The sequence below is a fragment of the Variovorax sp. VNK109 genome, from assembly GCF_049445855.1.
In the GTDB taxonomy this organism is placed as follows: Bacteria; Pseudomonadota; Gammaproteobacteria; order Burkholderiales; family Burkholderiaceae_C; genus JAGOCV01.
The window spans coordinates 208,835-221,631 of sequence record NZ_JBMSDV010000002.1 but is presented as its reverse complement, the minus strand read 5'-3'; the positions used below and the strand labels follow the sequence as shown (position 1 = coordinate 221,631).

Annotated in this window: 12 protein-coding genes; 2 read left to right on the top strand and 10 right to left on the bottom strand. The window is 64.0% G+C overall.

The genetic code is table 11. The features are described from left to right. Positions 1 to 63: 63 nt before the first annotated feature. From ftsH to ACO2Q9_RS08585, 3 genes are all read right to left on the bottom strand, one after another. A complete protein-coding gene (ftsH, locus tag ACO2Q9_RS08595; protein ID WP_423310256.1) occupies positions 64 to 1,977 on the bottom strand; it encodes an ATP-dependent zinc metalloprotease FtsH in 1,914 nt (637 codons plus the stop codon). 186 nt (positions 1,978 to 2,163) lie between these two features. After that, on the bottom strand, positions 2,164 to 2,817 hold the full coding sequence (locus ACO2Q9_RS08590) for an RlmE family RNA methyltransferase (RefSeq protein WP_423310254.1): 654 nt from the start codon (positions 2,815 to 2,817) through the stop codon (positions 2,164 to 2,166). Between the two features lie 52 nt (positions 2,818 to 2,869). After that, positions 2,870 to 3,361: a hypothetical protein gene (locus ACO2Q9_RS08585; RefSeq protein WP_423310252.1), complete on the bottom strand. Its 492-nt coding sequence runs from the start codon at positions 3,359 to 3,361 to the stop codon at positions 2,870 to 2,872. Positions 3,362 to 3,470: 109 nt separating this feature from the next. Here ACO2Q9_RS08585 and ACO2Q9_RS08580 point away from each other — a divergent pair, with 109 nt between their 5' ends. After that, positions 3,471 to 3,944, top strand: coding sequence for a YhbY family RNA-binding protein (locus ACO2Q9_RS08580; protein ID WP_423310250.1), 474 nt, complete (start codon positions 3,471 to 3,473; stop codon positions 3,942 to 3,944). Between the two features lie 28 nt (positions 3,945 to 3,972). After that, positions 3,973 to 4,677 (top strand): glycosyltransferase, encoded by a 705-nt coding sequence (locus tag ACO2Q9_RS08575; RefSeq protein ID WP_423311220.1) that lies wholly within the window; start codon positions 3,973 to 3,975, stop codon positions 4,675 to 4,677. Positions 4,678 to 4,689: 12 nt separating this feature from the next. Here ACO2Q9_RS08575 and ACO2Q9_RS08570 read toward each other — a convergent pair whose 3' ends face one another. The 7 genes from ACO2Q9_RS08570 to lpxB all read right to left on the bottom strand — a co-directional run bounded on the left by ACO2Q9_RS08570 (position 4,690) and on the right by lpxB (position 12,795). Further along, positions 4,690 to 5,103, bottom strand: a complete 414-nt coding sequence (locus ACO2Q9_RS08570; RefSeq protein WP_423310248.1) for a DUF4149 domain-containing protein — start codon at positions 5,101 to 5,103, stop codon at positions 4,690 to 4,692. A 17-nt stretch (positions 5,104 to 5,120) separates the two neighbouring features. After that, positions 5,121 to 5,597 (bottom strand): transcription elongation factor GreA, encoded by a 477-nt coding sequence (gene greA / locus ACO2Q9_RS08565; protein ID WP_423310246.1) that lies wholly within the window; start codon positions 5,595 to 5,597, stop codon positions 5,121 to 5,123. A 101-nt stretch (positions 5,598 to 5,698) separates the two neighbouring features. Further along, positions 5,699 to 8,935 (bottom strand): carbamoyl-phosphate synthase large subunit, encoded by a 3,237-nt coding sequence (gene carB / locus ACO2Q9_RS08560; RefSeq protein ID WP_423310244.1) that lies wholly within the window; start codon positions 8,933 to 8,935, stop codon positions 5,699 to 5,701. Continuing rightward, a complete protein-coding gene (gene carA, locus ACO2Q9_RS08555) occupies positions 8,928 to 10,151 on the bottom strand; it encodes a glutamine-hydrolyzing carbamoyl-phosphate synthase small subunit (protein ID WP_423310242.1) in 1,224 nt (407 codons plus the stop codon). Before carA ends, carB begins: the two co-directional genes overlap by 8 nt. Before the next feature lie 124 nt (positions 10,152 to 10,275). Continuing rightward, complete coding sequence (locus ACO2Q9_RS08550; RefSeq protein ID WP_423310240.1) at positions 10,276 to 11,055, bottom strand: TrmH family RNA methyltransferase; 780 nt, start codon at positions 11,053 to 11,055, stop codon at positions 10,276 to 10,278. Beyond that, positions 11,052 to 11,681: a ribonuclease HII gene (gene rnhB / locus ACO2Q9_RS08545; protein WP_423310238.1), complete on the bottom strand. Its 630-nt coding sequence runs from the start codon at positions 11,679 to 11,681 to the stop codon at positions 11,052 to 11,054. Before rnhB ends, ACO2Q9_RS08550 begins: the two co-directional genes overlap by 4 nt. Continuing rightward, entirely contained in the window at positions 11,653 to 12,795 is a 1,143-nt protein-coding gene (lpxB, locus tag ACO2Q9_RS08540; RefSeq protein ID WP_423310236.1) for a lipid-A-disaccharide synthase, read from the bottom strand. Before lpxB ends, rnhB begins: the two co-directional genes overlap by 29 nt. Between the last annotated feature and the right edge of the window lie 2 nt (positions 12,796 to 12,797).

The window sequence follows — 12,797 nt, the reverse complement described above, 5'->3', positions numbered from 1 at the left end:
AAAAGAAAACGGGGCCGCGAGGCCCCGTTCCGTAATGGTCGAACGAACACGCCAGTCGGCTGATCAGGCCGCCGTGGGCGCGGGGTCAGGCTTGACGGCGGGCGATCCGCCGCTGCCACCACCTGCCGGCGGTGTGCGCGGCGTGAAGTCCTTCGGCGGACGTGGCTCACGACCGGCCATGATGTCATCCAGCTGCTCGGCGTCGATGGTTTCCCATTCGAGCAGCGCCTTGGCCATGGCGTGCATCTTGTCGCTGTTCTCCTCGATCAGACGACGGGCCAGGCCGTACTGCTCGTCGATGATGCGGCGCACTTCGCCGTCCACCTTCTGCATGGTCTGCTCGGAGATGTTGGTGGTCTTGGTGACCGAGCGGCCGAGGAAGACCTCGCCCTCGTTCTCCGCATAGACCATCGGGCCGAGCGCCTCGCTCATGCCGTACTTCATGACCATGTCGCGCGCCAGATTGGTGGCACGCTCGAAATCGTTCGAAGCGCCGGTGGTCATCTGGTTCATGAACACTTCTTCGGCGATGCGGCCACCGAACAGCATGCTGATCTGGTTGAGCATGTAGTCGCGGTCGTAGCTGTAGCGGTCGTTCTCGGGCAGGCTCATCGTCACGCCCAGCGCACGGCCGCGCGGGATGATGGTGACCTTGTGCACCGGGTCGCACTTGGGCAGCAGCTTGCCGATGAGCGCGTGCCCCGACTCGTGGTAGGCCGTGTTGCGGCGCTCTTCCTCGGGCATGACCATGCTCTTGCGCTCGGGGCCCATGAAGATCTTGTCCTTGGCCTTCTCGAAGTCCTGCATCTCGACCACGCGCGCATTGCGGCGTGCGGCCATCAGCGCGGCTTCATTGCACAGGTTGGCCAGGTCGGCACCGGACATGCCGGGCGTGCCGCGCGCGATGATGGACGCGCTCACGTCCTGGCCGATCGGCACCTTGCGCATGTGCACGTTGAGGATCTGTTCGCGGCCGCGGATGTCAGGCAGCGTCACGTACACCTGGCGGTCGAAACGGCCCGGGCGCAGCAGAGCGGCGTCCAGGATGTCGGGGCGGTTGGTGGCAGCCACCACGATCACGCCCAGGTTGGTCTCGAAGCCGTCCATCTCGACCAGCATCTGGTTGAGGGTCTGTTCGCGCTCGTCGTTACCGCCGCCGAGACCCGCGCCACGTTGGCGGCCCACAGCGTCGATTTCGTCGATGAAGATGATGCAGGGCGCGTTCTTCTTGGCGTTCTCGAACATGTCGCGCACGCGGGCAGCGCCCACGCCGACGAACATTTCGACGAAGTCGGAACCCGAGATGCTGAAGAACGGCACCTTGGCTTCGCCGGCGATGGACTTGGCCAGCAGCGTCTTGCCGGTGCCGGGAGGGCCGACCAGCAGCAGGCCTCGCGGAATGCGGCCACCGAGCTTCTGGAATTTCTGCGGATCCTTCAGGAAGTCGACGACTTCCTTCACTTCTTCCTTGGCCTCGTCGCAACCGGCCACGTCGGCGAAGGTGACGGTGTTGTTGTTCTCGTCCAGCATGCGGGCCTTGGACTTGCCGAAGCTGAACGCCCCGCCCTTGCCGCCGCCCTGCATCTGGCGCATGAAGTACACCCACACGCCGATCAGCAGCAGCATCGGGCCCCAGCTGACGAGCAGGCTCACCAGCAGGCTGGGCTCTTCACGCGGCTTGACGTCGAACTTGACGTTGTTGTTGATCAGGTCACCCACGAGGCCACGGTCGAGGTAAGTGGCGGTGGTGCGGATCTTGTTGCCGTCATTGTCGACAGCGACGATCTCGGTGCCGCCCTGGCCTTCCTGGATGACGGCGCTCTTGATGCGGTTGGTGCGCACCTGTTCGAGGAAGTCCGAATAGCCGACTGCGCCGGCACCGGCTGCACCGCGACCATCGAACTGTTTGAACACCGTGAACAGCACCATCGCGATGACGAGCCACACGGCAATTTTTGAGAACCACTGGTTATTCAATCGAGGCTCCGAATCAAGGGGCGGGAATCAAGGGCGGCATGAGGGCCGGACAGGACCTAGTTGCGCCCCATTTTAGGTGTTTCAAGGTACGCAAAGGGTGGTTTTACCCCCTCCGGCCATGGTGGCAGAAGGGAATCCGTTACTTTTCGTGCGTTTTGGCGTCGGCGTTGCGGGCTGGTCGCAGGCCTACTTGAGCCCGATTCCCACAAGGAAAGTCTCTGACGACTTGTCCCGCGAGGCCTTGGGCTTGACGGGTTTGACGACGCGGAATGTTTCCTTGAACAGCTTGGCCAGCTGGCTGTAGCCGCTGCCGTGGAACACCTTGACCACCAGCGCACCCTCGGGTTTGAGCTGCAACTGGCAGAACTCCACTGCCAGCTCCACCAGATGCGCGATGCGGGCCGCGTCGGCCGATTCGATGCCCGACAGGTTGGGCGCCATGTCCGACACCACCACGTCGGCCTTGCGGTCTCCCACAGTGGCCCGCAGCTTCGCCAGCACCTCGGGCTCGCGGAAATCGCCCTGCAGGAAGACCACGCCTTCGACGGGCTCCATCGGCAGGATGTCCAGCGCCACGATGGTGCCGTTGAGCTCGCCCACGGCAGCGCCCTCGGGTGACAGGCGACGGCGCACGTACTGGCTCCACGCGCCGGGGGCAGACCCCAGGTCCACCACCAGATGGCCGGGTTTGATCAGCCCCAGCGATTCATCGATTTCCTTGAGTTTGTAGGCCGCACGGGCGCGATAGCCATCTTTCTGGGCCATCTTCACGTAGGGGTCGTTGACGTGGTCGTTCAACCATGACTTGTTGACCTTCTTGCTCTTTGTTTTTACTTTCATTGGCCGGTATTTTCTCAGGTAGCGCCCTCGAAAGCGGGATTCCTGGAAAAAGTCAGTCCGCGATGTCGCTGTCGATCAGGGCTTCGATCATGGCCGCCATGGCTGCGCGCAACGCGCTGCCCCCATGCAGATTGCCGTGCATGGTGCCAGTCCAATGAAGTGTTTCGCCCCCATCGATGCTGATCCGGGCGTTCCACGTCGGCTCCGGACCGGCGTTGTAGCGCATGGTGTAGCGGTAGAGCCGTCCATCCACGTCACGGAAATGCTCAGCTTCCTGAAAACCCTTCTCGCCGGAATTGGCCACGTGATCAGTCACCTGAGGCGATTCCAGCAATCCGAACTGCGTCCCCACATCCCCGGAGATTCCAAGAAACATCCGGCGATGGTGTTTGCCGCCCTGCCAGTCGAAGCCGGTCACGTAGATGTCCGTCGCCGTCCGGGGCATGGCGATGAAGTTCATGCCGGGCTCGTACATGGCATGTTGACGAAGCCTGTCGTTCAGCTTGACGAGAAATTCCGTCTCGTCAAGATTCTTTTTGGTCATTTCCAGGCCTCTGGCAAAACACAGCCACCATCACGATGGCGGAACAGACATCCCGGGGCTTGACTTGCTTCATCGCCCGCCAACCCCCTGCAGCCCGGATAATACGGCCATGCCCCAAATACAACTCACGCCCGCCCAGCGGAAGGTGCATCGCGCCGAAGCGCATCATCTGGACCCCGTCGTCATGATCGGCAATGACGGGCTCACCCCTGCCGTCGTCCGTGAAACCGATGCCGCGCTCAACGCACACGGGCTCATCAAGATCCGCGTCCTGGGCGACGACCGCCTCAAGCGCGAAGAAACCTACCAGGCACTGGCCGACCAGCTGAACGCCGCGCCCATCCAGCACATTGGCAAGCTGCTGGTACTGTGGCGTCCCGTCAAGCCGAAGGAGAAGGTCGAGGACGAAGACCGCATGGCCGGCCCGCGCGACTTCAAGGTCCTGAAGTACAGCAAGCGTGGTGGCCAGCGACCTGAAGTGCGCACGCTGCGCGTGCTGGGCAACCAGCGCCTGACCCCCGGTGGGCAGGTCAAGCGCGCCAAACCCAAACAGAAGTCCGTCAAGAAGCGCAATCTGGGTTGAAGCCGCCGTGCAGCGCAACGTCATCTGCATGAAGTGGGGCACGAAGTACGGCCCCGAATACGTGAACCGGCTCTACGCCATGGTGCGCCGGCACCTGAGCGGCGACTTCCGCTTTGTCTGCCTGACGGACGACTTCAACGGCATCCGCCCGGGGGTGGACTGCTTCCCGATTCCGCCGCTGGACCTGCCTCCCGGCATTCCCGAGCGTGGCTGGACCAAGCTGGTGTCGTTCGCGGCCGACCTGCACGGGCTGAAGGGCACGGCACTCTTCCTTGACGTGGACGTCGTCATCGTCGGCAATCTGGACGAGTTCTTCACGCTGCCGGGCGACTTCCTCATCATTCACGACTACAAGCGTCCGTGGCGCGTGACCGGCAATTCGTCGGTGTACCGGTTCGAGCTGGGAGCGCACCCCGACGTGCTGGAGTACTTCCGCTCCCATGTGCAGGAAGTGCGCGAGGAATTCCGCAACGAGCAGGCCTATCTGTCTGACTTCCTGCACAAGCAGGGCAAGCTGCAGTACTGGCCCGACGGCTGGTGCCCGAGTTTCAAGTACCACAGCATCCCGACCTGGCCCACCAACTACTGGAAGCCGCCCGAGGTGCCGAAGGACGCTCGCGTCATCATCTTCCACGGTGAATGCAATCCGCCGGACGCACTGGCCGGCCGGCGCAACCGGCGCTTCCGCTACATCCGCCCGGCGGGCTGGGTGGCGGAGCACTGGCGGGAATAAACCGTCAAAGCTTCAAGCAGGCGTGCGGCCCTTGCGCCAGATCAGCGCCGTGGCGCAAAGCCACTGCACGGCATACATGCCTGTGCCTACCGAATGCCAGAGTTTGAGGTTCTCGCGCGCCACGATGCGTGGAGCGACGGCGTATTCGACAAGCAGCGCCAGCAAGGCACCGGCGACCACCAGCATCAAATCCGTCTGCGCCTTGCCTTCGAGCGCGCCTTCAGCCGTCGTACGGATGTGGATGATCAGCAAGAAGGCGCAGCCCAGCGTCACCCAGGTCTGCGCCGAGAACAGCTTGGCGGCCATGGCACCTGCTGTGGCCGGCGTCGCCAGATTGGCGAACAGCATCGGCACGACGAGGAAACCAACAGTGGTCAGGCTGCCCCACCACAACGCGGCGGCCAGCAGGGCCAGGCGATCTTTCACGTCAACGGCTTTCCGCTTCAGACGTAGTGGACGGCAACGATCTCGTAGCGCTTGGTGCCGCCCGGGGCCTGCACTTCCGCCGTGTCGCCCTCTTCCTTGCCGATGAGCGCGCGCGCGATGGGGCTGGACACGTTGACACGGCCGAACTTGATGTCCGCCTCATCCTCGCCCACGATCTGGTACTTCACCGCTTCGCCAGACGCCTCGTCTTCCAGTTCGACCGTGGAGCCGAACACCACCTTGCCACCGGCGTCGAGCGCTGACGGGTCGATGACCTGCGCGGCCGACAGCTTGCCTTCGATTTCCTGGATGCGGCCTTCGATGAACCCCTGACGGTCCTTGGCCGCGTCGTACTCGGCGTTTTCACTGATGTCACCCTGCGCACGCGCTTCGGCGATGGCATTGATGATCGCCGGACGCTCGACGGTCTTGAGGCGGTGCAACTCCTCCTTGAGCTTTTCCGCGCCGCGCCTGGTGATGGGAATCGTGTTCATGTTTGTCTATCTCCAAAAGCAAACCGCCGAACGTTGCCGTCCGGCGGTGTGTGTTTCACGGCCATTATGCCGGGAAACAATCCAAGATCAAGCGGCGCGGATCAGGCCGCAGCCAGCTGCGCGTGCATCTCCTGCACCGAGCAGACGTCCAGGTTGTCCATGTACTTCATGCCTTCGACGGCCGCTTCCGCGCCGGCGATGGTGGTGAAGGTCGTCACGCGCGCGAGCAGCGACGAGGTGCGGATCGCGCGCGAATCGGCGATCGCATTGCGGCGCTCTTCCACGGTGTTGATGACCAGCGTGATCTCGTTGTTCTTGATCATGTCCACCACGTGCGGGCGGCCTTCGGTCACCTTGTTGACCGTGATGCAGGCAATGCCCGCCGCCTGGATGGCAGCAGCCGTGCCCTTCGTGGCCACGATCTCGAAGCCCATGTCAGCCAGCTGGCGCGCCACGTCCACGGCGCGCGGCTTGTCGCTGTTCTTCACGGTGAGGAACACCTTGCGCGCTTCGTCCGTCGGACGCGGCAGGCGGGTACCGGCGCCGAGCTGCGATTTCACGAAAGCTTCGCCGAAGGTCTTGCCCACGCCCATGACCTCGCCGGTGGACTTCATCTCGGGACCGAGGATGGTGTCCACGCCCGGGAACTTGACGAAGGGGAACACGGCCTCCTTCACGCTGAAGTACGGCGGCGTCACTTCCTTGCCGATGCCCTGGCTGTCCAGCGACTGGCCGACCATGCAGCGCGCCGCCACCTTGGCCAGCTGGATGCCCGTGGCCTTGCTGACATAAGGCACGGTGCGCGAGGCGCGCGGGTTCACTTCCAGAACGTAGATGACATCCTTGCCGTCGATCTGCTGGATCGCGAACTGCACGTTCATCAGGCCGACGACGTTCAGCGCGTGCGCCATGGCGGCCGTCTGGCGCTTGAGCTCGTCCACCGTTTCCTTGGACAGCGAGTACGGCGGCAGCGAGCACGCGGAGTCCCCGCTGTGAACGCCGGCCTGTTCGATGTGTTCCATCACACCGCCGATGAAAGTGCGCTTGCCGTCGGACAGGCAATCCACGTCACACTCGATCGCATCGTTCAGGAAGCGGTCCAGCAGCACGGGCGAATCGTTGCTCACCTTCACGGCTTCGCGCATGTAGCGTTCGAGGTCGCGTTGCTCGTGCACGATTTCCATCGCGCGGCCGCCCAGCACATAGCTCGGGCGCACGACCAGTGGATAACCCAGCGCCTGTGCCTTGGCCAATGCCTCGGCTTCGGTGCGCGCGGTGGCGTTCGGCGGCTGGCGAAGGTTGAGCGCGTGCAGCAGTTTCTGGAAGCGTTCGCGGTCTTCAGCCGCGTCGATCATGTCGGGGCTGGTGCCGACGATGGGCACGCCGTTCGCTTCGAGATCGAGCGCAAGTTTCAGCGGCGTCTGGCCGCCGTACTGCACGATCACGCCGTGCGGCTTTTCCTTGTCCACGATTTCCAGCACGTCTTCGAGCGTGAGCGGCTCGAAATACAGGCGGTCCGAGGTGTCGTAGTCGGTGGACACGGTTTCGGGATTGCAGTTGACCATGATGGTCTCGTAGCCGTCCTCGCGCATGGCGAGAGCGGCGTGGACGCAGCAATAGTCGAACTCGATGCCCTGGCCGATGCGGTTGGGGCCGCCGCCCAGCACCATGATCTTCTTCTTGTCCGTCGGCTCGGCCTCGCACTCGTCGTCGTACGTCGAGTACATGTAGGCGGTGTTGGTCGCGAACTCGGCAGCGCAGGTGTCCACGCGCTTGTAGACCGGGCGCACGCCCAGCTTGCGGCGCTTCTCGCGCACGGCCTTGTCGGTGGTCTTGAGCTGTCGGGCGAGGCGGCGGTCGGAGAAGCCCTTCTGCTTGAGCATGCGCAATGTGCGCGCGTCGAGCTCGTCGAGCGACATGGTTTCGAGCTTGAGCTCGATCTTCACGATCTCCTCGATCTGCACGAGAAACCACTTGTCGATCTTCGTGAGGTCATGCACCTCGTCGATGCTCATGCCCTGGGCGAAGGCGTCGCCCACGTACCAGATGCGGTCCGGACCGGGCTCGCCGAGCTCCTTTTCGAGCACTTCGCGGTCCTGGGTCTTTTCATTCAGGCCGTCCACCCCGACTTCGAGGCCGCGCAGCGCCTTCTGGAAAGACTCCTGGAAGGTACGGCCCATGGCCATGACTTCGCCCACGCTTTTCATCTGCGTGGTGAGGCGGCTGTCGGCCTGCGGGAACTTCTCGAACGCGAAACGCGGGATCTTGGTGACCACGTAGTCGATCGAAGGCTCGAACGATGCAGGCGTGGCGCCCCCCGTGATGTCGTTGCGCAGTTCGTCGAGCGTGTAGCCCACGGCCAGCTTGGCCGCAACCTTGGCGATCGGGAATCCCGTGGCCTTGGACGCGAGCGCAGACGAACGCGACACGCGCGGGTTCATCTCGATGACGATCATGCGGCCGTCGGCGGGGTTCACCGAGAACTGCACGTTGGAGCCGCCCGTATCCACGCCGATCTCGCGAAGAACGGCCAGGCTGGCGTTGCGCATGATCTGGTATTCCTTGTCGGTCAGCGTCTGAGCGGGCGCCACGGTGATCGAGTCACCCGTATGCACGCCCATCGGATCCAGGTTTTCGATGGAGCAGACGATGATGCAGTTGTCCGCCTTGTCGCGGACCACTTCCATCTCGTATTCCTTCCAGCCGAGCAGCGACTCTTCGATCAGCAGTTCGTTGGTCGGCGAGGCTTCGAGGCCGCGTTTGCAGATGACTTCGAACTCTTCCGAGTTGTAGGCGATGCCGCCGCCGGTGCCCCCCAGCGTGAAGCTGGGGCGGATGACCGTGGGAAAGCCCACCGTCTTCTGTACGGCCCAGGCTTCATCCATGCTGTGGGCGATGCCCGAGCGCGCCGAACCCAGGCCGATGCGCGTCATGGCCTGCTTGAACTTCTGGCGGTCTTCGGCCTTGTCGATGGCCTCGGGCGTCGCCCCGATCAGCTCGACCTTGTACTTGTTGAGCACGCCGTTGTGCCAGAGGTCGAGCGCGCAGTTGAGCGCCGTCTGGCCACCCATGGTGGGCAGGATCGCGTCCGGTTTTTCCTTGGCGATGATCTTCTCGACCGTCTGCCAGGTGATCGGCTCGATGTAGGTGACGTCGGCCGTGGCCGGGTCGGTCATGATCGTCGCGGGATTGCTGTTGATCAGGATGACCTTGTAGCCCTCTTCGCGCAGCGCCTTGCAGGCCTGCACACCGGAGTAGTCGAACTCGCAGGCCTGGCCAATGATGATCGGGCCGGCGCCGATGATGAGGATGCTCTTGATGTCTGTGCGCTTAGGCATTGCTCTTCTCCGCCTTCTTTTCCTTGTGCGTTTCCATGAGTGCCGTGAAGCGGTCGAACAGGTAGCCGATGTCGTGCGGGCCGGGTGAGGCTTCCGGATGGCCCTGGAAGCAGAACGCCGGCTTGTCGGTACGCGCCAGGCCCTGCAACGTGCCGTCGAACAGGCTCACGTGGGTGGGACGCAGGTTGGCGGGCAGGGATTTCTCGTCCACAGCGAATCCGTGGTTCTGGCTGGTGATGGAGACGCGGCCGTTGTCCAGGTCTTTCACAGGATGGTTCGCGCCGTGGTGGCCGAACTTCATCTTGAAGGTTTTCGCGCCGGAAGCCAGCGCCATGATCTGGTGGCCCAGGCAGATGCCGAAGGTCGGGATGCCGTCCTCGATCAGTTCACGCGACGCGGCGATGGCGTAGTCGCACGGCTCCGGGTCGCCCGGGCCATTGGCGAGGAACACGCCGTCCGGGTTGAGCTTGCGCACTTCCGCAGCCGACGTCTGTGCCGGCACCACGGTGATCTTCGCGCCGCGGCTCGCCATCATGCGCAGGATGTTCTTCTTGACGCCGTAGTCGAACGCGACGACATGAAAGCGTGGCTCCTTCTGGGTACCGTACCCGGTGCCGAGCTCCCACTCGGTCTGCGTCCACGTGTAGGGCTTGGTGACCGAGACCACCTTGGCCAGGTCCAGACCCGCCATGCTGGGCGCGCCCTTGGCGGCAGCGACGGCCTTGTCGATGAGGGCCTGCGTGGCTTCTTCGCCTTCGGCGAGCGCCAGGATGCAACCGTTCTGCGCGCCCTTGGTGCGCAGGTGGCGGGTGAGCTTGCGGGTGTCGATGTTGGCAATGGCCACGGTGCCTTCACGCGCCAGGTATTGCGACAGCGTCATCGACGCGCGGAAGTTGGAATGAAGCAGCGGCAGATCCTTGATGATCAGGCCGGCGGCATGGACTTTGTCGGCTTCGATGTCCTCGGTGTTGACGCCGTAGTTGCCGATGTGCGGATACGTCAGTGTGACGATCTGCTGGCAGTAGCTCGGGTCGGTGAGGATTTCCTGGTAGCCGGTGATGGCGGTGTTGAACACCACTTCACCCACTGTGGAGCCGGGGGCTCCGATCGAATTGCCGGTAAAGACCGTGCCGTCTGCAAGCGCGAGGATGGCGATGGGCGAGACGGGAAGCACGGGGTAACTCCAGTTATGGATACGCCCAGCACTCGCTCTCATCCGTCGGAAATCCAGTGGATTCGAGCACGTTTTGGTGAAGGTGGTTCGGCGGAACGGCGCTAGGCGTGGGTGTTGGCAGGTAAACCCGTCGATTATAGCCTGCGCCGCTGCACCTTCTTCGGGCTCAGCCCTTTGCCGCCGCGCTGGCATGAAGGCAGATGGCAGCGGCAGCGGCCACGTTCAGCGATTCTTCTCCCCCGGGCTGTGCGATGCGCACGGACAGGCTGGCACGCGCTTCCAGACCGGGGCTGACACCCTGCCCTTCATGGCCCAGCACCCAGGCGCAGGGATCGGGAAGCGCCACCTTGTGCAGCCATTCCCCGCGATGGGAGCTTGTCACGACCAGCGGCATGTCCAGCCCGTCCAGCTCCGGCTCGCTCAAGCCTTCAAGCAACGCCAGTGTGAAGTGCGCCCCCATGCCCGCCCGCAAGACCTTCGGTGACCACAAGGCCGCGGTGCCCTTCAGCGCCAAGACCTGCCGGAAGCCGAAGGCAGCCGCACTGCGCAGGATGGAGCCGACATTGCCGGCATCCTGCACCCGATCGAGGATGACTGTCGCCACACCGGTTTGCGGCGCCGCAGCATCCGGCAACTTCAACACGCCGCCCATGCGCGCGGGAGATTCGAGGTTGCTGATCGCGTCGAACAACGCGTCTGGCAACACGACCACTTGTTCGACGCCCTCTGACCATGCCGGGGGAGCCTGCGGATGGAAAGACTCCGCATACACGACCGTCTGCGGTTTCAGGCCCCGCGACTGCGCGGCCCTGTACAGGTGGTCGCCCTCGATCCACACGCGCCCCTGCCGGCGCGGCGCCGCGTTGTCCTGCGCCAGCTTGCGCAGGTCCTTCAACCACGGGTTGTCCCGGGAGGTGATGTGCTGGATGCGGGGTGGCTCGCTCATTGCACGGGAGCCCTGACGGCACCATGCACCGGCGCGAAGCTGCGGCGGTGCGCTTCGCACGGTCCGTGTTCCCGCAGCGCGATCATGTGCTGCTCGGTGCCGTAACCCTTGTGGCTGTCGAAACCGTAGTTCGGCCAGCGCTGGTGCAGTTCCAGGCAGAGCCTGTCGCGGTGGACCTTGGCAATGATCGAAGCAGCCGAGATCGACTGCACCAGCGAATCGCCCTTGACGATGGCCTCGGCCACCACACTCAGTGCAGGCAGGCGGTTGCCGTCCACCAGCACCTTCACGGGCTTGAGGCGCAGGCCATCGACGGCCCGGCGCATGGCCAGCATCGTTGCCTGCAGGATATTGAGCGTATCGATCTCTTCGACCGAAGCTTCACCGACGGCGCAGCACAGCGCCTTCGCACGGATTTCGTCGTACAGGCGGTCACGACGCATGGCCGTGAGGGTCTTGGAATCGGCAAGACCCCTGATGGGATTCAGGTCATCCAGGATGACGGCGGCCGCAATCACCGGACCGGCGAGCGGCCCGCGGCCAGCCTCGTCGACGCCGGCCACAAGCCCGGGCACGTCCCAAGCCAGCGTGGACTGCTCAGCCTTCAAGAACTTTCTGGATCGCATCGGTTGCCAGTTGTGCGGTGTCGCGCTGCAGCTCATGATGCAGCGCCACGAAGCGCTGCTGCAAGGCCTCGATTTTCTCAGGTGCGGCCAGCCAGTCCAGCACAGATTGCGCCAAGGCCTGGGGGGTGGCGTCGTCCTGCAACAACTCGGGCACGACGAAGTCGCGGCACAGGATGTTGGGCAACCCGACCCAGGGCTGGAGTTTCTTGCGCTGCATGATCAGCCAGGAGAGCCCGTTCATTCGGTACCCGATGACCATGGGCCGCTTGAACAGCGCGGCTTCGAGCGTCGCGGTGCCGCTGGCGATGAGCGTGACGTCGCAGGCGGCCAGCGCGGCGTGCGACTGGCCGTCAAGAACCGTCAGCCTGTCGCCCAGACCGCTTTGGCGGGTCAGCGCGTGCACGCGCGCATGCAGCGACGGCACGGCGGGCAGCACGAAGCGTGTTTGCGGTGCCTTGGCCGCGATCAGCTTCGCGGCCTGCAGGAACAGTGGGGCGATGTACTGGACCTCGGACGCACGGCTGCCCGGCAATATCGCGACGACCGTGGCGTCCCGAGGCAGGCCGAGCGCGGTGCGCGCTGCGGCGCGATCCGGCTCCATCGGTATCACATTTGCCAGCGGATGGCCCACATAGGTGGCTGCGATGCCTTCTTGCGCGAGCAATTCGGGCTCGAACGGAAAGATGCACAGCACATGGTCCACACTGCGCTTGATCTTGTGGATGCGCTCGGGCCGCCAGGCCCAGATGGACGGACAGACGAAATGCAGCGTGGGAATGCCTGCCTTCTTGAGATCGGCTTCGAGATCGAGATTGAAGTCCGGCGCATCCACGCCGATGAACACTCGCGGCGGCTCCTGGAGCAGACGCTGTTTTAGTTCGGAGCGGATACGCACGATGCCCCGGTAGTGGCGCAGCACCTCGACGTAGCCGCGCACGGCCAGCCGGTCGCTCGACCACCAGGCCTCGAAGCCCTGCATCTGCATGCGTGACCCCCCGATACCGACGGCTTCTGCGCCTGGCCAACGTCCGCGCAACCCCTGCAGCAGCAGGCCGGCGAGCAGATCGCCAGAGGCCTCGCCGGCAACCATGGCGATCCGGGGCTCTGCACTCATCG

Coding starts and splice junctions, on each gene's coding strand:
- rnhB (WP_423310238.1), bottom strand. CDS start 11,681: ATGCGATCCAGAAAGTTCTTGAAGGCTGAGCAGTCCACGCTGGCTTGG.
- ACO2Q9_RS08580 (WP_423310250.1), top strand. CDS start 3,471: ATGCCCCAAATACAACTCACGCCCGCCCAGCGGAAGGTGCATCGCGCC.
- carB (WP_423310244.1), bottom strand. CDS start 8,935: ATGCCTAAGCGCACAGACATCAAGAGCATCCTCATCATCGGCGCCGGC.
- ACO2Q9_RS08550 (WP_423310240.1), bottom strand. CDS start 11,055: ATGAGCGAGCCACCCCGCATCCAGCACATCACCTCCCGGGACAACCCG.
- greA (WP_423310246.1), bottom strand. CDS start 5,597: ATGAACACGATTCCCATCACCAGGCGCGGCGCGGAAAAGCTCAAGGAG.
- carA (WP_423310242.1), bottom strand. CDS start 10,151: ATGAGAGCGAGTGCTGGGCGTATCCATAACTGGAGTTACCCCGTGCTT.
- ACO2Q9_RS08575 (WP_423311220.1), top strand. CDS start 3,973: ATGAAGTGGGGCACGAAGTACGGCCCCGAATACGTGAACCGGCTCTAC.
- ACO2Q9_RS08590 (WP_423310254.1), bottom strand. CDS start 2,817: ATGAAAGTAAAAACAAAGAGCAAGAAGGTCAACAAGTCATGGTTGAAC.
- ACO2Q9_RS08585 (WP_423310252.1), bottom strand. CDS start 3,361: ATGACCAAAAAGAATCTTGACGAGACGGAATTTCTCGTCAAGCTGAAC.
- lpxB (WP_423310236.1), bottom strand. CDS start 12,795: ATGAGTGCAGAGCCCCGGATCGCCATGGTTGCCGGCGAGGCCTCTGGC.